General features: G+C 62.5%; 22 protein-coding genes. 12 read left to right on the forward strand and 10 right to left on the reverse strand.

Annotated features, from left to right (window positions below):
- Nucleotides 1-178: 178 nt before the first annotated feature.
- The gene (locus tag Q1W40_RS01145; protein WP_300708016.1) at nucleotides 179-1,165 is read right to left on the reverse strand and encodes an Hsp33 family molecular chaperone HslO; all 987 of its coding nucleotides are present in this window, start codon (nucleotides 1,163-1,165) and stop codon (nucleotides 179-181) included.
- Between the two features lie 51 nt (nucleotides 1,166-1,216).
- Entirely contained in the window at nucleotides 1,217-1,741 is a 525-nt protein-coding gene (locus tag Q1W40_RS01150; protein ID WP_300708018.1) for a gamma carbonic anhydrase family protein, read from the reverse strand.
- A gap of 145 nt (nucleotides 1,742-1,886) precedes the next feature.
- On the opposite strand from Q1W40_RS01150, the gene Q1W40_RS01155 reads away from it, so the two are divergent.
- A complete protein-coding gene (locus Q1W40_RS01155; protein WP_300708020.1) occupies nucleotides 1,887-2,663 on the forward strand; it encodes a ferritin-like domain-containing protein in 777 nt (258 codons plus the stop codon).
- A gap of 21 nt (nucleotides 2,664-2,684) precedes the next feature.
- Here the strand turns inward: Q1W40_RS01155 and xerD are convergent, their stop codons facing one another.
- Both xerD and Q1W40_RS01165 read right to left on the reverse strand, forming a co-directional pair.
- On the reverse strand, nucleotides 2,685-3,593 hold the full coding sequence (gene xerD / locus Q1W40_RS01160; RefSeq protein WP_300708022.1) for a site-specific tyrosine recombinase XerD: 909 nt from the start codon (nucleotides 3,591-3,593) through the stop codon (nucleotides 2,685-2,687).
- Nucleotides 3,593-4,558: a tripartite tricarboxylate transporter substrate binding protein BugE gene (locus Q1W40_RS01165; protein ID WP_108322420.1), complete on the reverse strand. Its 966-nt coding sequence runs from the start codon at nucleotides 4,556-4,558 to the stop codon at nucleotides 3,593-3,595. Before Q1W40_RS01165 ends, xerD begins: the two co-directional genes overlap by 1 nt.
- A gap of 141 nt (nucleotides 4,559-4,699) precedes the next feature.
- Here Q1W40_RS01165 and Q1W40_RS01170 point away from each other — a divergent pair, with 141 nt between their 5' ends.
- Nucleotides 4,700-5,605 (forward strand): AEC family transporter, encoded by a 906-nt coding sequence (locus Q1W40_RS01170; protein WP_300708025.1) that lies wholly within the window; start codon nucleotides 4,700-4,702, stop codon nucleotides 5,603-5,605.
- Between the two features lie 318 nt (nucleotides 5,606-5,923).
- Here Q1W40_RS01170 and queG read toward each other — a convergent pair whose 3' ends face one another.
- A complete protein-coding gene (gene queG / locus Q1W40_RS01175; RefSeq protein ID WP_300708165.1) occupies nucleotides 5,924-7,006 on the reverse strand; it encodes a tRNA epoxyqueuosine(34) reductase QueG in 1,083 nt (360 codons plus the stop codon).
- 84 nt (nucleotides 7,007-7,090) lie between these two features.
- Between queG and tsaE the strand changes: the two genes are divergently transcribed.
- The 4 genes from tsaE to Q1W40_RS01195 are packed head-to-tail and all read left to right on the forward strand — an operon-like array spanning nucleotide 7,091 to nucleotide 9,553.
- Nucleotides 7,091-7,600 carry a tRNA (adenosine(37)-N6)-threonylcarbamoyltransferase complex ATPase subunit type 1 TsaE gene (gene tsaE, locus Q1W40_RS01180; RefSeq protein WP_300708028.1) on the forward strand — a complete coding sequence of 170 codons (510 nt, stop codon included), beginning with the start codon at nucleotides 7,091-7,093 and terminating at the stop codon, nucleotides 7,598-7,600.
- A complete protein-coding gene (locus Q1W40_RS01185; protein WP_300708166.1) occupies nucleotides 7,590-8,960 on the forward strand; it encodes an N-acetylmuramoyl-L-alanine amidase in 1,371 nt (456 codons plus the stop codon). The genes tsaE and Q1W40_RS01185 overlap by 11 nt, the downstream gene beginning before the upstream one ends.
- Nucleotides 8,961-9,003: 43 nt before the next feature.
- On the forward strand, nucleotides 9,004-9,276 hold the full coding sequence (locus Q1W40_RS01190; protein ID WP_300708030.1) for a type II toxin-antitoxin system prevent-host-death family antitoxin: 273 nt from the start codon (nucleotides 9,004-9,006) through the stop codon (nucleotides 9,274-9,276).
- Entirely contained in the window at nucleotides 9,266-9,553 is a 288-nt protein-coding gene (locus Q1W40_RS01195) for a type II toxin-antitoxin system RelE/ParE family toxin (protein ID WP_300708032.1), read from the forward strand. The genes Q1W40_RS01190 and Q1W40_RS01195 overlap by 11 nt, the downstream gene beginning before the upstream one ends.
- A gap of 32 nt (nucleotides 9,554-9,585) precedes the next feature.
- On the opposite strand, the gene Q1W40_RS01200 is transcribed toward Q1W40_RS01195, so the two are convergent.
- From Q1W40_RS01200 to Q1W40_RS01215, 4 genes are read right to left on the reverse strand one after another with little or no spacing between them, the layout of a single operon-like run.
- Nucleotides 9,586-10,257 (reverse strand): transaldolase family protein, encoded by a 672-nt coding sequence (locus Q1W40_RS01200; protein ID WP_300708034.1) that lies wholly within the window; start codon nucleotides 10,255-10,257, stop codon nucleotides 9,586-9,588.
- Nucleotides 10,254-11,477 (reverse strand): ROK family transcriptional regulator, encoded by a 1,224-nt coding sequence (locus Q1W40_RS01205; protein ID WP_300708036.1) that lies wholly within the window; start codon nucleotides 11,475-11,477, stop codon nucleotides 10,254-10,256. Before Q1W40_RS01205 ends, Q1W40_RS01200 begins: the two co-directional genes overlap by 4 nt.
- Before the next feature lie 45 nt (nucleotides 11,478-11,522).
- Nucleotides 11,523-11,963, reverse strand: a complete 441-nt coding sequence (locus Q1W40_RS01210; RefSeq protein ID WP_300708038.1) for an RbsD/FucU domain-containing protein — start codon at nucleotides 11,961-11,963, stop codon at nucleotides 11,523-11,525.
- Complete coding sequence (locus tag Q1W40_RS01215; RefSeq protein WP_300708040.1) at nucleotides 11,957-12,745, reverse strand: ATP-binding cassette domain-containing protein; 789 nt, start codon at nucleotides 12,743-12,745, stop codon at nucleotides 11,957-11,959. The genes Q1W40_RS01210 and Q1W40_RS01215 overlap by 7 nt, the downstream gene beginning before the upstream one ends.
- 165 nt (nucleotides 12,746-12,910) lie before the next feature.
- Here Q1W40_RS01215 and Q1W40_RS01220 point away from each other — a divergent pair, with 165 nt between their 5' ends.
- The 3 genes from Q1W40_RS01220 (at nucleotide 12,911) to Q1W40_RS01230 (ending at nucleotide 16,017) form a co-directional block, all read left to right on the forward strand.
- A complete protein-coding gene (locus Q1W40_RS01220; RefSeq protein WP_300708042.1) occupies nucleotides 12,911-13,876 on the forward strand; it encodes a sugar ABC transporter substrate-binding protein in 966 nt (321 codons plus the stop codon).
- A gap of 241 nt (nucleotides 13,877-14,117) precedes the next feature.
- Nucleotides 14,118-15,062 (forward strand): ABC transporter permease, encoded by a 945-nt coding sequence (locus Q1W40_RS01225; protein ID WP_300708044.1) that lies wholly within the window; start codon nucleotides 14,118-14,120, stop codon nucleotides 15,060-15,062.
- A gap of 22 nt (nucleotides 15,063-15,084) precedes the next feature.
- The gene (locus tag Q1W40_RS01230) at nucleotides 15,085-16,017 is read left to right on the forward strand and encodes a PfkB family carbohydrate kinase (protein WP_300708046.1); all 933 of its coding nucleotides are present in this window, start codon (nucleotides 15,085-15,087) and stop codon (nucleotides 16,015-16,017) included.
- Nucleotides 16,018-16,135: 118 nt separating this feature from the next.
- On the opposite strand, the gene Q1W40_RS01235 is transcribed toward Q1W40_RS01230, so the two are convergent.
- Complete coding sequence (locus Q1W40_RS01235; RefSeq protein ID WP_300708048.1) at nucleotides 16,136-16,774, reverse strand: DedA family protein; 639 nt, start codon at nucleotides 16,772-16,774, stop codon at nucleotides 16,136-16,138.
- Between the two features lie 37 nt (nucleotides 16,775-16,811).
- On the opposite strand from Q1W40_RS01235, the gene mutL reads away from it, so the two are divergent.
- Genes mutL through miaA form a run of 3 tightly spaced genes read left to right on the forward strand, consistent with a single transcriptional unit; the run spans nucleotide 16,812 to nucleotide 20,958 of the window.
- Nucleotides 16,812-18,794: a DNA mismatch repair endonuclease MutL gene (gene mutL, locus Q1W40_RS01240; protein ID WP_300708050.1), complete on the forward strand. Its 1,983-nt coding sequence runs from the start codon at nucleotides 16,812-16,814 to the stop codon at nucleotides 18,792-18,794.
- Nucleotides 18,794-20,005 carry a multidrug effflux MFS transporter gene (locus Q1W40_RS01245; RefSeq protein WP_300708052.1) on the forward strand — a complete coding sequence of 404 codons (1,212 nt, stop codon included), beginning with the start codon at nucleotides 18,794-18,796 and terminating at the stop codon, nucleotides 20,003-20,005. The genes mutL and Q1W40_RS01245 overlap by 1 nt, the downstream gene beginning before the upstream one ends.
- Nucleotides 20,002-20,958: a tRNA (adenosine(37)-N6)-dimethylallyltransferase MiaA gene (gene miaA, locus Q1W40_RS01250; protein WP_300708054.1), complete on the forward strand. Its 957-nt coding sequence runs from the start codon at nucleotides 20,002-20,004 to the stop codon at nucleotides 20,956-20,958. Before Q1W40_RS01245 ends, miaA begins: the two co-directional genes overlap by 4 nt.
- The last annotated feature ends 1 nt before the right edge of the window (nucleotide 20,959 follow it).

Consider the following 20,959-nt stretch of genomic DNA (forward strand, 5'->3'; position numbering starts at 1 on the left):
GGGCCGCACCGTCTGGCAATGCAACGAGTGCAGCGACCCCGATTGCGAACACAAGCTGTTCACGGGCCTGCTGGCGCAGCGGTCAAGCTGAACGCTGCAGGTCGACGGCTTCAGCCCCGACATGAAACCTGAGCCGAAGCGAACATTGTCGGAGCTAAAGCTCCGACCTGCCAACACATCAGTGGACCGAACCGCCTGACAAGTCCGCGCTCAAACCTGTAAACAGCCCTGCCGCGTCCACGGGATCAAAGCGGTATTCGGCCCCGCAAAAATCGCAACCCACATCCACCTGTCCACGCTCGGCGATGATGCTCTCCACCTCTTCGGTGCCCAAGCTGCGGATCATGTTGCCCACGCGCTCACGGCTGCAACGGCAAGCAAAACGGGGACCTGTCTCACCGATGAGCGGCTCAAAACGGGCCAACGGCTCTTCCCAGTACAAGCGGTGCAAGATGGTTTCGGCATCCAGTGTGAGCAACTCTTCGCGCTTGAGGCTCTTGGTCAAAATCGCGATGCGGCTGAAATCTTCGCTTTGGCCCAGCGCCGCTTCACGCTCCACCGAGTCGGCCTTGCCGCCCAGATTGCCTTCGCCTTCGATCGGCAGGCGCTGGATCAGCAAACCGGCCGCCACCTTGTCATCGGCCGCCAGCACCAGCACGGTGTCCAGTTGCTCGGACTGCAGCATGTAATGCTCCAGCACTTCACTGATGTTCTCCAGCTTTTCACCTTGGTCACCAAACAAGGGGACCACGCCCTGGTAAGGCTGCTGGCCCGGCAAGCGGTCTTGCGGGTCCAGCGTGATGGCGCAGCGCCCCTGGTTGTTCACGTTGACCATCTGGCTCAGTGTCGCGTCATCGTCCACATCCCCCACCTGGGTGCAGGTGGCACGCAAACTGAAATCGGGCTGCACTTCGACCACGCCCAGCTTGACCGGACCGTCTCCAAAAATCTGCAAAACCAAAGCGCCATTGAACTTGATGTTGCCCTGCATCAGCACACCGGCTGCGGCCATCTCGCCCAGCAATTGGCGCACAGGTGCGGGGTAAGCACCCGTCTCGGAATTGGCCGCGCGACGCGCCAGGATGTCTTGCCAAGCATCGGTCAAGCGCACGAGCATGCCACGCACCGGCAGGCCTTCAAAAATGAATTTATGGAGTTCAGACAAAGTCAATTCACCGGCCAGTTGGCCAATCCTCAAAAGTTAACAATATAAAAATCAGCCGATTTTCTTCAGACCGGCTTTGAAGCGCTGCGCATTTTGAACGTAGTGACGAGCGCTTTGGCGCAGGCCTTCGATCTGTTCTGCACTCAATTCACGCACCACCTTGGCGGGGGTGCCCATGATCATGGAGCCATCTGGAAACTCTTTGCCCTCGGTCACCAAAGAGCCCGCGCCCACCAGACAGTTCTTGCCGATCTTGGCACCGTTGAGCACCACCGCGCCAATGCCGATCAGCGATTCATCACCAATCGTGCAGCCGTGCAGCATGACCATGTGGCCCACCGTGACGTGCTTGCCGACCTTGATCGGCTTGCCGTGGTCGGCGTGCATCACGCTGCCATCCTGGATGTTGCTGCCCTCGCCGATGTCGATGGTTTCGGTGTCACCTCGCACAGTGACCCCAAACCAGACGCTGGCGTCTTTGGCGATCTTGACCGCGCCCATGACCTGCGCCGAGTCGGCAACCCAGGCGGAGTCGGCCACTTCGGGGGTGTGCGCGTCGAGTTGGTAAATGGCCATGTCTGTCTCCTGAGGGGTTATCGGATCGGCGAAACCTACAATTGTAGGGAGGCTCAAAGGAACACTTGAGCACGGCGCCCTCATTTCCCGTCTGTGCGGGGTTTTCTGAAGGGCGAACCATTTTGCCGATCTCATTTTGCCAAGCATGTCTTCTTTGCGTACCGCCGCCCTGGGGCCTTGGGCTGAAGCCGACCCCGTTTTGAAAGCCCAAGCCACCTTGGCGCTGGACTTGCACGCCCCCGTGCGGGCGCAAGAGCACCTGCAAGCGCCCAGCCCCCTGCCTGGCCGCCCCGTCAAACCCGCGCTGCTGCCGCACACGCACATCAAGGCCAAGTCGCTCACCACGCCTGAAGGTCGGGCGATCTTGCTGCATTCGATCACCCACATCGAGCTCAACGCCATCGATCTGGCGCTGGACGTGGTGTGGCGCTTTGCAGGCATGCCCGAAGCTTTTTACACCGACTGGGTCCGTATTGCCCAAGAAGAAGCCAAGCACTTCATGCTGCTTCGCAACCACCTGGTGGACATGGGCTACGACTACGGTGACTTCCCTGCGCACAACTCCCTGTGGGACATGGCCGAGCGCACCCAAGGTGACTTGCTGGCCCGCATCGGCATCGTGCCGCGCACCATGGAAGCACGCGGCTTGGACGCATCGCCAGGCGTGAAAAACAAGCTGGTCAGCGCAGGCGACCATGCCGCAGGCAAAATCCTGGACATCATCCTGGAAGAGGAAATCGGCCATGTGGCCGCTGGCAACCGCTGGTACCGCCACCTGTGCGCGCAACGGGGCTTGGACCCGGTGCGCACCTATGCCGAGCTGATCGCGCAATACGACGCCCCCAAACTGCGCCCACCCTTCAACATGGCAGCACGGCGTTTGGCGGGGTTTGAAGAAGCAGAATTGGCGGCTTTGAGCTGAAGTTGCGACCTGCACAACATCTCAGCCGCGCGGATGGTGCTGCGCGTGCAAGCTTTTGAGCCGCTCCCGAGCCACATGGGTGTAGATCGTGGTGGTTGAAATGTCGGCATGGCCCAGCAGCATCTGCACGGCACGCAAATCGGCCCCGTGGTTGAGCAAGTGCGTAGCAAAGGCGTGGCGCAAGGTGTGTGGCGACAAGGGCGAGGTGATGCCCGCCTGGATGGCGTAGCGCTTGACCAGGTTCCAGAACATGATGCGCGACATGGCCGTGCCCGGCTTGGGGCCGCTGGAGGTGATGAACAGATCTTCGGTCTGCCGCTGCCCGAGCAATACCGGACGGGCTTGCCCCATGTAGCGCTGCAGCCATTGCTGCGCTTCTTGACCAAAAGGCACCAAGCGCTCTTTGCTGCCCTTGCCCATGATGCGCAGCACGCCTTCGTTCAAGGACACATGCAGGGTCTTGAGCTCCACCAGCTCGCTCACGCGCAGACCGCTGGCGTACATCAGCTCCAGCATGGCCCGATCACGCAGGCCCAAATCGGTGGCCACATCGGGGGCACTGAGCAAAGCGTCGACCTGAGCCTCGCCCAAGGTCTTGGGCACGCGCACAGCCTGCTTGGCCGCCAGCATGCGCAGCGTGGGGTCTTGGGTGATGAAACGCTCGCGCAGGGCCCAGCGAAAATAGCGTTTGAAGACCGTCAGCCTGCGGTTGGCCGAGGTGGCCTTGCTTTGAGCGTGGCGCTCGGCAAAGTAGGCCTGAAGGTGGTGTTCCAGCGCGGCATCCAGCGCCAGCCGCTGATTCAGGAACAACCAGGTCGCAAAAAGCTCCAGATCACGTCGGTAGGCCGCCAAGGTGTTGGCAGCGAGGCCATCCTCCAGCCAGAGGGCATCGGCAAAGCGGTCGATGGCCGACTGGCTGTCTGGGTGCATCAGTCCAGCTTGAGCTTTTGCTGGTCCACAACCTTTTTGTAAACCTCGAATTCGGCCTTGATCTGGACCGTGAATTCTTCAGGCGTGTTGGCCACCACCAAAGAGCCTGTGTCCTGGATGCGTTTGACCACGGCCGGGTCTTGCAGGGCTTTCTTCACGCCAGCGCTGACTTTGTCGACCACGTCCTTGGGCAAGCCCTTGGGGCCCAGGATGCCGTAATAAGCCATGCGGTTGACGGGCTCAAGCCCCACTTCCTTGAAGGTGGGCACGTTGGGCAGCTGAGTCAAGCGCTGAGGCGCGGCCAGCACAATCGGCACCAATTTGCCTGACAAAATGAATGGCAATGCAGAAGGCAAGTTGTCAAAAATGATCGGCACCTGGCCTGCCACCGTGTCGTTCAGGGCCGGGCCTGCGCCACGGTAAGGGATGTGGGTGATGAACACACCCGTCAGACTCTTCCACAATTCAGTTTGCAAGTGGCCAATGCCGCCCGTGCCCGAAGAGGAGTAGGAGTATTTGCCAGGATTCTTCTTCAACTCAGCCAGAAAGCCCTTGTAGTCCTTGGCCGGAAAACTTGGATGGACCGCTATCACATTGGGCGTGGCCGCAATGTTGATGATGGGGGTGAAATCCGTGAGCGGGTTGTATGGGATCTTGGCATTGATCGCTGGATTGGCTGCGGTGGTCGACACCGTCGCCATGCCCAGGGAATACCCATCTGGACTGGCTTTGGCGGTTTCATTGGCACCCACCACACCGCCGCCACCGGCTTTGTTTTCAACGATCACGCTTTGCCCCAAGGCCTTACCCAAAGGCTCAGAAATCACGCGGGCCACGATGTCCGTGGTGCCCCCGGGGGCAAAAGGCACTTGCAGTTTCACAGGCCGATTGGGATAAGCCTGGGCCCAAACCGAACCACTCACGACAGCCAAGGTGGCCACTGAAATCCAATTGCGACGCTTCATACAAAAAACTCCTCAAATGAGCCTTGATCATAAGCACAAACAATGCCCCTGACGGCAAGGGGAAACCCATGACAGCACAGCGCCTTCACCGAGGCGACAGGCCTGAACCGATCACGCCCAAAGCACGGTTATGCTCATGCAGTGAATTTCGCCCAACTGCTCTTTCCCGACTTCTCGCTCATCCTGTGCGGCTACCTGATTTGCCGATACACGGCCTTGAACCGATCCGTGTGGCAATCGGTCGAAACGCTGGTGTATTTTTTCCTGTTTCCGGTCTTGCTGTTCCACTCGATCGTCAAAAGCCCGATCGACCTGAACACCGCCTCCAGCCTGATCGGCGCGGGCCTGAGCTTGGGCCTGTGCGCGATCGCCTTGTCCTACAGCCTGCCGCATTGGCCCGTGCTGGGCAAACGGCTCGACAAACGCGACCACGCCGCCAGCGCGCAGGTGGGGTTTCGCTTCAACTCCTTCATTGCCCTGGCATTGGCCGACCGCCTGGCGGGCCCCGAAGGCTTGCTGATGATCTCGATGCTGATAGGCGTGTGCGTGCCCCTGTTCAACATCGGCGCCGTCTGGCCCATGGCCCGGCATGCGAACAAGGGCTTCATGGGTGAACTCGTCCGCAACCCCCTGATCGTGGCCACAGGTGCGGGCTTGATCGCCAACCTGATGGGTTTTCTGATGCCCCAATGGCTGGACCCGAGCATCGGCCGCATCGGCGCCTCGTCTTTGGCGCTGGGCTTGATGGCCGCAGGCGCTGGCATGCAACTGGGCACCCTGACGCGGGGCAAACTGCTGGGCCTGAGCGTGCTGTCGATCAAGCATTTCTTTTTGCCCCTGATCGCGTTGGGCATGTCGCGGCTGTTTGAACTGAACCCGACCCAGACCACCGTCTTGCTGGCGTTTTCGGCCTTGCCCACCGCATCGACTTGCTATGTGCTGGCTGCCCGCATGGGCTACAACGGGCCCTATGTGGCGGGCCTGGTCACACTGTCCACCTTGTCGGGCATGTGGAGCTTGCCCTTTGCACTGGGCGTGCTGCGCTGACCCACAAGCATCTTGGGCCCACACTCATTCCAAACCACGTCATACCGGAGGAGATCCGGCATCCACCATCCATATCATGCAGGACTTGATCCGGCACCCGCTTTTCATGTCATACCGGACTTGATCCGGTATCCACTTTCCATGTCATACCGGACTTGATCCGGTATCCACTTTCCATGTCATACCGGACTTGATCCGGTATCCACTTTCGTGGTGATTCCACGTGGACCCAGGATCAAGTCCGGGGTGACACGCCTTTAGTCCGGGTGGCGTGCCTCAAGTCCGGGGTGTCATTCTTAAAGTCCGAGGTGACGTGCATCAGGTCCCGGGTGACATGAGCTGAGCCCGAGTGGCTGATCGCAGGGACCAGGCCACCTGCTCTTGCACCACCGGGTCAGCATGCGCCGTGAGGGCTTGCAAGGCCTGTTGCAGGCTTTCTCGCTCTGGGGCCGTCAGCGCATCAGACGCCAATGCATTGCCCGCCGCCAGCGCCAGGTTGCGCAGCCATCTGGCATGCCCGATGCGGCGGATCGCGCTGCCTTCGGTGCGGCGCAAGAACTCGGCCTCACTCCAAGCCATGAGCTGAGCGATGCGCCCAGCGCCCAGGCCTTCACGCGGCTGCCAGTCGGGCAAGGGGCTGACCTGCGCGAACTTGTTCCACGGGCAAGCCAACTGGCAATCGTCACAACCGTAGATGCGGTTGCCGATCAAGGGGCGCAGCGCTTCATCGATCGGCCCCGCATGCTCGATCGTCAAATACGAAATGCAGCGCCGGGCATCCAGCTTGTAGGGCCCCACGATGGCCTGGGTCGGGCACAGGTCCATGCAGGCGGTGCATTGGCCACAATGGCCGCTCACGGCTGCAGTCTCGGGCAAAGCGAAGTCCACGAACAGCTCACCCAGGAAAAACATCGAGCCCGCTTCCCGGTTCAGCACCAAGGTGTGCTTGCCACGCCAGCCAAGGCCACTGCGCGTGGCCAGCTCGGCTTCCAGCACCGGGGCCGAGTCGGTGAACACGCGGTGGCCAAACGGGCCAATGGCCTGGGCGATCCGCTCTTGCAGCTTTTGCAAGCGGCTGCGCAAGACCTTGTGGTAATCGCGCCCTCGGGCGTAGACCGACACCACCGCTTCGCCCGGCTGCAAGCTGCGGGCGGTTTCGCGGGCCACCCAGTCAGTGGGCGTTTCTTGCGGCAGATAATCCATGCGTGCGGTGATCACGCTCACGGTGCCCGGCACCAGCTCGGCAGGCCGTGCGCGCTTCATGCCGTGTCCGGCCATGTAGGCCATGCTGCCGTGAAATCCGGCATCGAGCCAGGCCTTTAATCCGGGCTCGGCTGTGGCCAAATCGACACCGGTCACGCCAATTTGGGACAATCCCAATTCACGCGCCCAGATTTGGATCTGGGACAGCCATTCACGAGGTTCGATCTGAGTACTTTGAGCAGTCACACGCCGATTGTAGAAAGCCCCGCCCCCACCCCGTCCTTGCCCCCGGTCTGGACAGGTTTGTGGGCCAATGAATCGGCCACCCAAAGCTTTGCCACCCATCTGGCCCAGGCCCTGCAAACCTGGCCCGGCGGGCGCGATGCGCGCATCGAGCTGCGCGGCAATCTGGGCGCGGGCAAAACCACACTGGTGCGTCACCTCTTGCGTGCAGCAGGTGTGCAAGGCCGCATCAAAAGCCCGACCTATGCCGTGGTCGAGCCGCACCAGGCGGGCTCGGGAGAGACCACTTGGCCGATCTGGCACTTTGACTTTTACCGCTTCAGCGACCCGCAAGAATGGGAAGACGCAGGCTTTCGCGACATCTTTGCCGGGCCCGGCCTCAAGCTCATGGAGTGGCCTGACAAAGTGGCGGGGCAGCTGCCACCTGCCGATCTGGTGATTGCGCTGCACGCGCTGGATGAAAACCAGCGCCAAGTCAGCATGGGCGCGCAGACCGCTGCGGGCCAACAATGGTTGAACGATTGGATGGCCCGTGAGCATGCGCGCTGACCGACGACGCCTGATCAAGGCCGGTTTCCTGGCGCTCAGCCTGGGCGCCTCGCACATGGTGCGCGGCGCCACCATGATGGCCGTGCGCATCTGGCCTGCAGCCGATTACACCCGGGTCACGCTCGAATCGGACAAACCCTTGCAGACCCGGCAGACCTTCATCGCGTCGCCGCCCCGACTGGCGGTGGACATCGAAGGCATGGAACTCAACCCCGCCTTGCGCGAGCTGGTGGGCAAAGTGCAGGCGTCCGACCCCAACATCGCGGGCATCCGGGTCGGCCAGTTCAGCCCGAACGTGGTGCGGTTGGTGATCGATCTCAAGCGCCCCATCGCGCCGCAAGTGTTCACCCTGCCACCGGTGGCGTCTTATGCCAACCGCTTGGTGCTGGACCTCTACCCGACGCAAGCCGTGGACCCGCTGGAGCAATTGATTCAGGAGCGCACCGCCACAGCCCCCACAACAGCCCCATTGCCAACGCCGGCCATGCCCAGCACGGACCCCTTGGGTGAGTTGATCGCCAAACAAGGGCAAAAGCCTGCCTTGCCGACGCCATCTACACGACGGCAGGATTTCGAGCCGGCGCCCACCGCCTCGATGGACCGCCCCGACCACCCGCCACGCCCCACCGCCCCAACCGACCGGCTGATCGTGATCGCGATCGACCCTGGTCATGGCGGTGAAGACCCCGGCGCCATCGGCCCGGGCGGCACGCAAGAAAAAGACGTGGTGCTCAAGATCGCCAAAATGCTGCGCGACCGCATCAATGCGGCCAGCGTGGCGGGTAGCCCCATGCGGGCTTACCTCACGCGCGATGCCGACTTCTTTGTGCCGCTGCAGGTGCGGGTACAAAAAGCCCGGCGCGTGCAGGCTGACCTGTTTCTCAGCATCCACGCCGACGCGTTTTTCACACCCCAGGCCAGCGGTGCCAGCGTGTTTGCATTGAGCCAGGGCGCTGCTTCCAGCAGTGCAGCACGATGGATGGCACAAAAGGAAAATAAAGCCGACCTGATCGGTGGCCTCAACCTGGGGGCGCAGGATGCCCAAGTCCAGCATGCCCTGCTGGACATGAGCACCACCGCCCAGATCAAGGACAGCCTGCAACTGGGCGGCCATTTGCTGCGCCACATTGGCGGTGTGGGAAGACTGCACAAACCCCGGGTCGAGCAAGCCGGTTTTGCCGTGCTCAAAGCCCCCGACATCCCCAGCGTGCTGGTCGAGACCGCCTTCATCAGCAACCCTGAGGAAGAAGAAAAGCTGCGCAGCGAGAGCTACCAGCAAAAACTCACCGACGCCTTGATGCGCGGCATCTTTCAATACTTCTCGCGCAACCCGCCGCTGGCGAGAAACAGGTCCACTTGAGGAAAAAACATTCAAATTGATGCTTTAAAAGATATCAAATAGAATGACTGATCCACTCCAAGGCCGCGTCATGGACACCATCCTCAGCAAAAACAGCATCAGCGTCACAGAGCTCAAGCGCAACTACGCCAGCATCCTGGCGCAAGCCGACGACGAACCCGTGGCTGTGCTCAACCACAACCGCCCCGAAGCCTACTTGGTGCCGGCGGCCTATTTCGAGCGCCTGCTCAACCAGCTGGAAGACTTGGAAGACGCCAAACTCGTGCAAGAACGCGCCAACGGCCCCTTCATCGACATCAGCCCAGATGCCTTATAAGCTGCGTTTTCACGAACTGGCATGGGCCGAATGGCAAAAGCTCGACGGCAGCATCAAAAGCCCGCTCAAGAAAAAACTGCTGGAAAGGCTGCAAGAACCCCGGGTTCCATCAGCCGCTTTGTCGCAAATGCCCGACTGCTACAAGATCAAATTGCGCCAGGCAGGCTACCGATTGGTGTACCGGGTCGATGACGGCGTGGTGTACGTGACCGTCATCGCCATTGGCAAACGCGACAAAAGCGCGGTCTACGCCACCGCCATCACACGCCTGCCCTGAGACAGGTGGCCATCTCACACCGGGGTAAGCTTTTACAAAGCAGCCTGCTGGCTCGCCTGCACGTCCCGATCAAACTGATCCATGGCCGTGAGGGTCAAAGGGTCGGTGGCCAGACCGGCCGCGAACTCGGGGCGCACGGTCACGGCGTGGGCACCGCAGGCGATCAGGCGCGAGAGCACATCGGCCGACTTGATGCTGGCGGCCAGCAGTTGCAGGCCATCAGATTGCACGGCCACGCAGGCCTCGATCAGTGACCAGACATCACGGCCATCGGCTTGCAGGCGGCCCACATAGGGCGCGACAAAGTTGGCCCCTTGCGCTCTGGCCCACAGCAGTTGCACCGGATTGGACAAGCCGGTCAGCAGCGTGGGCACGCCCCAGGCCTGTACCTCGCGCAGCACCGGCTGCCAGTCGGGGTGGCAAGGCAGCTTGATGGTCAGGCGCACACGCGCCTGCACGGCGGCGGGCAACAGCACTTCGAGCCATTGCGCGGCTTCGCCCACATCGGCGCGGGGCAGTTGCAGCATCAGCTCGGGGATGCGGGCTTCACCGGCTTGCGCCACCAACTTCACATACCCGGCCAGGCTGACCGGCAAACCGGCCTGCATGACCAGTGTGGGGTTGGTGGTCACGCCCTGCACGGGCGGGCAACCGGCGGGCAGTACCCATTGGCGGGCGTCGGCGGAGTCGAGGTAAAACTTCATGGGTTGTCCTGTTTCAGGAAGATGTCTTTGTCGGGGAAGAACTGGCTGTGCAGCGGCAGCAAGGCCCCGCCCAAAGCGCGGGCATGCGCGCCCACCTGGCCCGCCAGCAGTTGCGGCTGGTGCATGCCGTCAAAACGGTAGCCCGCCAGCGCATCTTGGGTGGCCGACATCAAAGCGGTCATGAGCGGCGCGCCCAGCGAGCCGTCCATCACCACCGCGTCCAGATCGAGCAAAGCGGCCGAGCTGGCCACCGTCATGGCCAGCGCCTGGCTGGCCTGGGCGATCCACGGGGCGGTGAATTCGGCATAAGCCGCATCCATGATGCCGCCCTGGTGGATCAACAAGGGGTTGTGCCCTGCGGCCAGCAAGGCTTGTTCGAGCTGCCAGCCCGAAGCTTTTTGCAGCAACTGCGGCGGCATGCCGACTTCTTTTTGCACGCTGGACGCCAGACCCACCGGCAGCGAGCCAATCGCCCCGGCATTGCCGCGCTCGCCATTCATGATGTGGCCCGACAGCACCAGACCGCCCCCAATGAAGGTGCCCACAAACACGTACAAAAAGCTGCGCACGCTGCGGCCATGGCCTTGCAGCAACTCGGCCACGCAGGCGGCGGTGGTGTCTTTGGCAAACACCACCGGCAAATCGGTCAGGCGCTGCACTTCGGCGGGCAAGTCGATGTGTTCCCAGCGGGCCAGCGCTTGAGCGGCTTGCCCGCCCATGAGGTCGGCCCATTTGTGCAGGGACAGGGGGGCCGTCAGACCCACGCCCACGGTGCGTGCCCACAGATCGCCCATGCGGCTTTGCAGGGTTTGCAGGCCCTTGGCCATGGAGGCGAACAATTGGTCCGGATCGGGGTAGTCGTAATGAACTTCGACACGCTCGACCGGCTGGCCTGTGAAATCGGCCACCAGCAGCTCCAGATTGCGCCGCCCCACCTGAATGCCCACGCTGAACGCACCTTGCGGGTTGAGCGACAGCGGCACCGAGGGCTGGCCGATCTTGCCGCGCACCCGGTCCTGTTTGACCAGCAGCCCATCGTCAAGCAAACGCCCCACGATGATGGCCACCGTCTGGGTGGACAGCTGGGTCAGTCGCGCCAGGTCGGCCTTGGGGATGGCCCCGTGGTGGCGGATGGCCTGGAGCACGATGCGCTCATTGAACTGGCGCATGCCCACGTGGTTGGAACCACGCATGGCGGGCGATGTGGGCGCAGAGTTCATGGCGAATGCGGGCGTTAAATGCCAACGGGGGTCAGGCGTTAAAAATCAGACAAGAATCACGCCCTTGCAGAACAAGGCGTTGCCGTAGGCTGTGCCCTCGCCGGTTTGAACGATCAGGCTGGCCCCCTTGATTTTCTCGTAAAAGGCGTAGCGCTCGACCGGCTCGACCTGTTCGGCCTTGAAGCCTTCGGCCACCACCAGATCAACCACCGCTTGCTGGGCGGCCGTGCGGTGGCCTTCTGCGCTGTGGCACACGCGCATGAAAGCGGCCGGTTGCGCCACATCGACTGCCAGCGGAAACACCGACAGCACGGCTTGGCTCACCCTTTCCAGACTGTTGCCAGGAAGGCGCACGACCGGCTTGCCATGGCTCAAAAAGTCGGCGGTGAAATTGGCGTCCACCACGGCCACCCATTCCCCATGGCCCATGGCGCACAGGTGCATCAGCAGCTCGGGGGTGAGCAGCGGGTCGATCCCTTTCAGCATGTGACGGCCTCTTCGGAACGCAGGCTGGTCGGGTCGATGGCCCCTGTGATCAGGCCCACAATTTCCTCGGGGTTGGTTTCGCGGGTCAGGCGGCTGCAAATGATGCGGCCCTGGCGGAACACCCAGATGCGGTCTACCAGATCGAACACCTGGCGCAGGTTGTGGCTGATGATGATCAAAGGAATGCCCTGCTTCTTGAGGCCCTTGATGATCTCTTCGACCCGGGCGGTTTCCTGTACGCCCAAGGCGGCTGTGGGTTCGTCCAGGATGATGAGTTTTTTGGCAAAACCGGCGGCGCGGGCAATCGCCACACATTGGCGCTGGCCGCCCGACATGCCGCGCAGGCTCTCGGACATGTCCTGAATCTTCACGCCGGTGGTGGCCAGCATGCTGGCCGATTGCTCGCGCATGGCCTTGTGGTTCAAGATGGACAGCGGGCCCAGATTCAGGCGCGTGATCTCGCGGCCCAGAAAGATGTTGGCCGGCACATCCAGGTCTTCGGCCAGCGCCAGCGTCTGGTACACGGTCTCAATGCCCTGTTCGCGGGCGTCCAGCGGCGACTCGAAGTTGACCTTGCCCCCGTCCAGCAGGATGTCGCCCGAGTTGGGCTGCTCGGCCCCGGTGATCAGGCGCACAAAGGTGCTTTTGCCTGCGCCGTTGTCACCCACGATGGCGGCGTGCTCGCCGGGCAACAGGCGAAATTGCGCGTCGGTCAAGGCTTTGACGCCGCCGTAATGCTTGGTGAGTTTCTGGATTTCGAGAACGGGTGTGGGTGACGACATGGCAACTCTTTCACAGGGAATGACCGCAAGCATCGCGCATTTATCCGATCTTTGCATTAGTAAAACTACTAGGTTTACTTAGTCAGATTTTCAGTTTCTAATCCGTCCGCGGTCAGAAAAACGGTTTTCTGAACGAATCGAACCCCCACAACGGAGATAAGACCCATGATCACCAAACGCACATTCGGCCGCCTGGCCATCGCTGCAGCAGCGGCCACCCTGTTCACCTCGGCCATGGCGGCTGACGTGACCGTGGCCTACATCACCAACGGCAACACCAACGAAGGCTGGACGCTGATCAACGGCGGCGCCAAGAAAGCCGGTCAGGCCAAAGGTGTGAAGTTCATCGAACTGGCCGCCGAAAAAGGCGAGCTGTCCAAGCAATTGGCCATCGTCGAAGACATGATCACCCGCAAGGTCAACGCGATCGCCATCGCACCTGTGGACTCGGCTGGCATCGCCCCCGCCATCAACAAGGCGCTGAAGGCCGGTATCGCCGTGGTGGCTGTGGACACCGGCATCACCGGTGCCGCCATCACCTCTTATGTGGCCACCGACAACATCAAAGCCGCCAATGTGCAGGGCAAGTGGGCCGCAGGCGAGATCAAGGACGGCGACACCGTGATTTATGTGACCGGCGACCAAGGCCAGTCCACCGGTCAAGAGCGCAAGAAGGGCTTCGTGGATGCCCTGAACGCGGGCCGCAAGAATGTGAAGATCGTCGAAGTGGCCACCACTTGGGACCAGACCATGGCCCAAAACGGTGTGGAAGCCGCACTGCGCGCCAACCCCAATGCCAAGGTGATCGCCTGCGCCTGGGACGGCGGTGCCTTGGGTGCCAAGGCCGCGCTGATGGCCGCTGGCAAGAAGCCCGGCGACGTGAAAATCGCTGGCTTTGACGGCTCCCCCGGCGGCCTGGACATGATGAAGCAAGGCTGGCAGCAAGCCAACGCCGCACAGATGCTGGCCAAGATCGGCCAGGTTGGCGTGGAAACCGCTGTGGCCGCAGCCCAAGGCAAGAAGGTCGATGCCCGCATCGACACCGGCTCCTTCCTGGTGCTGCCTTCCAACGTGGACAAGTTCGCCGCCGACTCCGGCGTGGGCCAGTTCATGAAGGTCAAGGCCAAGTGATGGCCTGACGGCCGAGGCAACTTGGCCGGCCCTGTTCAAAGCGCCACAACATGACCGTCATCGCGAGGAGCGAAGCGACGTGGCGATCCAGACACTGGATTGCCACGCTGCGCTCGCAATGACGGCTGTTGACGCTTGCGATGACGGCTGTTGATATTCGCGATGCCCCATCGCACAAAAAAAACCTGCCCTGCAGGCGACTGACCACCACGGGGTGGTCATTTGATGAATCGAGAAACATATGAAATCCATCACCCGACAAGAGTGGTACGGCGCCTTTGTGGCGGTCATCGTGCTGGGCGTTTTGCTCACCTTCGCCTCGCCCTACTTCCTGACCACCGGCAACCTGTCCAACATCCTGGTGCAGGCCTCGGTGATCGCCTTGCTGGCGGGTGGACAAACTTTTGTGATCCTGACCGGCGGTGTCGATCTGGCCGTGGGTGCCCTCACCGCGCTGGCAGGGGCTGTGGCCGGTCACCTGATGATCAAGGTCGGCATCGACCCTTATGCAGCCATGGTGGTGGCGCTGGCGATTGGCGCAGCGGTCGGCCTGTTCAATGGCTATTTGGTGGCCTTTGTCGGCATTCCGGCTTTCATCGTCACGCTTGGCGGCTTGACGCTTTGGCGCGGTCTGGCCTTTGATTTGACCGGCGGTTTTGACAACGCGGGCTTGCCCGATCCCTTCCCCTTCCTGGGCTATGGCGATGTGTTCGGCATCCCCATGCCCACGCTGATCACCGGTATCTTTTTTGTGGTGATGGCTTTCATTCTGTCGAGCACCAAGATCGGCCGCTATGTGTACGCCATGGGCTCCAACGAAATGGGTGCCCGCCAAGTGGGCATCAACATCCGCTGGTACAAGCTGGGCGTGTATGTGGTGTCTGGCCTGAGCTGCGCTTTGGGTGCCATCGTGCTGATGGCCCGCATGGACTCGTCGAGCGGCAAGATGGCGCAAATGTTTGAGCTGGACGCGATCGCGGCCGTGATCTTGGGCGGCACATCGCTCTTTGGCGGGCGCGGCAGCATCTGGGGCAGCTTGCTGGGCGCGGTGCTGATCACCATGATCCGCAACGGCATGAACCTGATGGAAGTCTCGCAATTCAAGCAGATGATGGCCATTGGCGCGGTCGTGATCGTCGCCGTCTGGATCGACGTGGTGCGCCGCAAGCACCTGCTCAAGAAGTGAATCCCCTGCCCTGTGATTTGATATGACGACTCCGATTTTTGTGTTGGGCGAAGCCCTGATGGACTGCATTGCCCAAGCCGATGGGCGGCTCTTGCCCCTCATGGGCGGCAGCCCCTTCAACATGGCCCGCGCCGCCGCGCTGCGCGGGGCATCAGTGGCTTATCTCAACCCCTTGTCCAACGACCTGTTCGGCCAAGGCATGGCGCAACTGTTGCTGCGTGACGGTGTGGCACTGCGAGGTGGCCAGAGCCGCCTGCCCACCTCGCTGGCCGTGGTGCAAGTGACGGATGGCCAGCCGAGCTACGGTTTTTACCGCGAAGGCATTGCCGACCGGGACTACACGGTGGAAGGCATCACGGCTGTGCTGCAACAGCAAAAAACGCCAGGCATTTTGCACACCGGTTCGCTGCTGCTGATCCCGCCGGAACACCACAAAGTGCTGTCCATTCTGAAGGCGGCACGCGAAATGGGCTGGACCATCAGTGTGGACATCAACCTGCGGCCCAAAGTGGCCCATGACCTGGCGCAATACGTGCAAGCGCTGCGCGAAGTGATCGCCCTGACCGACTGGCTCAAGGCCAGCGACGAAGACCTGGAAACGATGGGCTTTGCGGATGTGGCCATCGGTAAATCTGCGCGTCTGGTGAGTGAACTGCGTGCGGGCGTGGCCCCGGGTGCGCTGAGCCGCGTGGCCCTGACTTTTGGCGGCGATGGCGCTTACCTTGACATCGAAGGCCAGACCCACAGCCTGCCCGTGCCCCGCATCACCGTGGCCGACACCGTGGGCGCAGGCGACACCTTCTGGGGCAACACCCTGGCCGATTGGGCCTTGCAGCCTGCCGATGCCGCAGCTCGAGTGGGTGACACGTTGGCCTTGTCCATGAAAGCTGCGGCCATCAATTGCACCCGACAGGGGTGCCAGCCGCCTACGCTGGCTCAGGTGCTGGCTTTTTAAATCCGCCCCTTCATGTCACCCCGGGCGAAGACCCGGGGTCCAGGTTTTAAGAACAGCTGGATCCCGCATCCAGTGCGGGGTGACAAAGCGAAAGCAGAGGGGATTGCTGGCGTTTTGATCAACCCGCTTTGCGAGCCCGCCACGCGCCAATGACCGCGATCAAACCCGGCACCAAAATCAAAGCCCAGATGATCTTGCTCAGGTGCGTTTGCACAAAGGGCAAATTGCCGAACAGATAACCGGCCAGGGTCAGACCCACCACCCAGATGGCACCGCCCACCACATTGAACATCGTGAACTTGTGGCGGGTCATCTCGGCCACGCCCGCCACAAAAGGCACAAAGGTGCGGATGAAAGGCATGAAGCGCGCCAGGATGATGGTGATGCCACCGTACTTTTCGTAAAAAGCGTTGGCCTGCATGAAGGCCTGGCGGTTGAAAAAGCGGGAATTCTCCCATTTGAAAACTTTGGGGCCAAAGTAGCGGCCAATGCTGTAGTTCGTCTGGTCGCCCAAAATGGCTGCGGCCAACAACAGCGCCATGGTCAAGGGCAGGTTCAGCAAGTCGGCACCGCACAGCGCGCCGACAATGAACAGCAACGAATCGCCCGGCAAGAACGGCATGATCACCAGGCCGGTCTCCACAAAAATGATCACGAACAAGAGCGCGTAAACCCAGGCGCCATGTTGGCCCACAAAGGCCTCCAGGTAGCGGTCAACGTGGAGGATGAAATCGAGGAGTTGCAAAAGGATGTCCATGCCGCGATTATCCCTGCCCAAGCCCTAAAATCAGGCGGTGACCTCCCAACAAAGCCCGGCGACCGCGCGCCGCCCCATCCGCGAACTCCCCGATGAACTGATCAGCCAGATCGCCGCAGGCGAGGTGGTCGAGCGCCCTGCCTCGGTCGTGCGCGAGCTGGTGGACAACGCCATGGACGCAGGTGCACAAAGCATCACGCTGCGCCTGATGGGCGGCGGCACCCGGCTGATCTCGGTCGAAGACGACGGTGGCGGCATTGCCCCGGACGAGCTGGCCACGGCCTTGAAGCGCCACGCCACCAGCAAGATCGGCAACCTCGACGAACTCGAATCGGTGATGACCATGGGCTTTCGGGGCGAGGCGCTGGCGGCCATCAACTCGGTGTCCGAACTCACCCTGCTCTCGCGCATGGACGGCCAGCCCACGGCCTTTGCGCTGGACGGTCGCACCGGCGAGATCCGCCCCGCCGCCCGCGCCGTGGGCACCACGGTCGAAGTCAAGGAGCTGTTTTTCTCGACCCCCGCCCGCCGCAAGTTTTTGAAAAGCGACAGCACCGAGCTGGCGCATTGCATCGAGGCCGTGCGCCGCCACGCCCTGGCCCGCCCCGATGTGGGCTTTGCCATCTGGCACGAGGGCAAGCTGGTTGAGCAGTGGCGCGTGCACCCCGGTACTGCGGGCCTGGAACAGCGCCTGGCCGATGTGCTGGGCGAAGAGTTCGTGGCGCAGTCCATCGCCGTGGAATACCACGCCGGGCCGCTCAAGGTGATCGGCCGCGCCGGTCTGCCCGATGCGGCCCGCTCGCGCCCCGACCACCAGTTTGCCTATGTGAATGGCCGTTTTGTGCGCGACAAGGTGGTCATGCACGGTGCGCGCAGCGCCTACGAAGATGTGCTGCACGGCCAGAAACAACCGGCCTATGCCCTGTTCATGCAGATCGACCCCACGCTGGTCGATGTGAACGTGCACCCCACCAAGATCGAGGTGCGATTCAGGGACAGCCGCGCCGTGCATCAGGCGGTGCGTCATGCCATCGAAAACGCCCTGGCCGCGCCGCGTTCGCAAAACCTGGGCGATTCAGCCACAGAGGCCAAGGGCGATTTCGACCTGCAAGCCCCTGCCCCCAAAGCCCTGCCCGAGTCGGCCAGCTGGCAGCAAGGCGGCATGGCTTTCGAGCGCCCTGGCCCATCGACCTTTTCTGCGCCCAGCTACAAGCCCGCAGACTTTGTGCGGCCCCGCGTGGACGGCGAGCAGGCCATGGCCGACCTCAAAGCACTGTGGAACCCGCCCGAGCCCCGACAAGAAGCACACGACACGGACGCACCGCGCTGGTCCGCACCTGCGCCATCGTTGAACCCCAACACCGCAGCATCTGCCCTGCCCGCACCGAACACCGAGGCGGCGCAAGCCCTGCCTGAGGGCGATTGGCCCCTGGGCCGCGCCGTGGCGCAGTTGCACGGCGTCTACATCCTGGCTGAAAACAAGCAAGGCCTGGTGGTCGTGGACATGCACGCCGCGCACGAGCGCATCGTGTACGAGTGCCTGAAAAACCAACTCAATACCCAAGGCGAAGACGGCCCGCGCATCGCCAGCCAGCCGCTGCTGATTCCGGCCACCTTTGCCGCCAACCCGACCGAGGTGGCCACCGCCGAAGCGTGCGCGGAAGCCCTTGAACAACTTGGCCTGGAAATCTCGCCCCTGTCGGCCAAGACCCTGGCCGTGCGCGCCGTGCCCACCAGCTTGGCGCAAGGCGATGCGGTCGAGCTGGCCCGCAGCGTGCTGGCCGAGCTGGCGCAACACGACGCGAGCACCGTGGTCCAGCGCGCCCAAAACGAGATCCTGGCCACCATGGCCTGCCATGGTGCGGTGCGCGCCAACCGCCGCCTCACGCTCGACGAGATGAACGCTCTTTTGCGCCAGATGGAAGAGACCGAACGCTCCGACCAATGCAACCACGGCCGCCCCACCTGGCGGCAAATGAGCATGCGCGATCTGGACGCCTTGTTCTTGCGGGGCCGTTGATGCCCAAGCACCTTGTGGTTGTGCTGCTGGCCTTGCTGCTTGGACTGCAGGCCGTCACCACCGACCTGTACTTGCCTGCCCTGCCCGCCATCCGCGCCAGCCTGAACGCGAGCATGGGCGAAATCCAGCTGACCTTGACCGCGCTTTTGCTGGCCTTTGGCATTTCTCAACTGGTCTGGGGGCCGCTGTCGGACCGCTTTGGCCGTCGGCCCATCTTGCTCTGGGGCATGGGCGCTTATGTGATCGCCTCGGTGGCCTGCGTGGCGGCACCGGGCATCGGTTGGTTGATCGCCGCCCGTGCCGTGCAGGGCATCGCCATGGGCGCGGCGGTCATGGCCGCACGCGCCATCGTGCGCGACCTGTACCAGCCCCACGAAGGCGCACAGGTCATGTCGCAAGCCCTGTCGGGCCTGGGCCTGATCGCCTGCACCTGCGCCCCAGTGGGTGGCTTGCTCAGCGACTGGATTGGCTGGCGCTATGCGCTCTTGTCGGTCACCCTGTTTGGCGTGCTCACACTGGGCTTGCTGCTGTGGGGCTACCGCGAAACACTACCCGAGCGCCGCATGGATGCGCTGCGCTGGGATTCACTGTGGCGCTCCAATCTGGACATCATCCGCCACCCGGTCTTCCTCACCTGGTGCGCCTTGTCCTCGGCGTCCTACCTGGGTCTGTTCACTTTCCTGGCCACATCGTCCTTCGTCTTCACACAACAGCTGGGCTACAGCAAGACCATCTACGGCTTGCTGATGTTCACCATGTCCTTGGCCTACATCGTGGGCACTTTCTGGGGCCGCTGGATGCTGCGCCGCACCAGCATCCACCGCACCGTAGGCGTGGCCGGTTTCTTGTCGATCAGTGGCGGTGTGTTGCTCACCGTGCTGGCGCATGCCGGCGCTGGACAAGCCTGGTACGGTGCCTGGGCCGTGATGCTGCCGGTGTACCTGTTCATGTTCGGTCACGGCGTGCATCAGCCCTGCGGCCAGAGCGCTGCCGTGGCGCCCTTCCCGCTCAAGGCAGGCACGGCTTCGGCGCTCAACGGATTCTTGATGATGCTCGGCGCCTTCTTCATGGGCGGCTGGCTGGGGCGCAACATGGATGTGCCGCTGTTGGCCCTGGCCCACGGCCTGTTGTTGTGGAGTGCGGTGATCGCTGCCGTGGCCTGGACTGCGGTGCAACGCCATGGCCGACCTGTGGAATTGAAAGCCGCATGAACCCGTCGCTGGACGCCATCGCCATCGTCGGGCCCACGGCCAGCGGCAAAACCGCTGCGGCCCTGACCCTGGCGCAAGTCCTGCAGGCGCAAGGCGGCGCCGAGATCATCAGCGTGGACTCGGCCCTGGTGTACCGGGGCATGGACATTGGCACAGCCAAACCCAGCCGAGAAGAGCTGGCTGCCGTGCCGCACCACCTGATCGACACGATCGACCCCTTGCAAAGCTACAGCGCCGCTGAATTTGCGCGCGATGCGACTCGGCTCATCGGTGAGATCCACGCCCGGGGCCGCATGCCGCTGCTGGTGGGCGGCACCATGCTCTACCTCAAAGCCCTGCTCGAAGGCCTGAACGACATCCCCGCCGCCGACCCGCAGGTGCGCGAAGCCATTCAGGCCCGCGCCGAACAAGTGGGCTGGCCCGCCCTGCACGCCGAGCTGCAGCAGGTGGACCCGGTGACCGCCGCCCGCCTGGCCCCCGGCGACAGCCAGCGTGTGGGCCGCGCTCTGGAAGTATGGACTGCGACTGGCCGGACCTTGTCTTCCTTTCACCAAAGCGCCAAAGCCACAGCGCCCGATTGGCACATCCCGGTGTTGAGCCTGGAGCCGATGGACCGGACTTGGCTGCACCAGCGCATTGCCCAGCGTTTTGAGCTGATGATGGCGCAAGGCTTCATTCATGAGGTGCGCCAGCTGCGCGCCCGGGGTGACTTGACCCCCGACCTGCCCTCGATGCGCTGTGTGGGCTACCGCCAGGCCTGGCAAGGGCTGGACGAAGGCTGGAGCGAAAAAGAAATCGCGGATCGCGGCATCTTTGCCACACGCCAACTGGCCAAACGCCAGATCACCTGGCTGCGCAGCATGGACAGCCGCCATGTGATCACCGCCGACGCACCCGATGCTTTGGCGCAAGTGCTGCAAACCGCACTGAACGCCCTCTCGCACACCCGATAAC

Source organism: Limnohabitans sp., from assembly GCF_030158565.1.
Taxonomy (GTDB): Bacteria; Pseudomonadota; Gammaproteobacteria; order Burkholderiales; family Burkholderiaceae_C; genus Limnohabitans_A.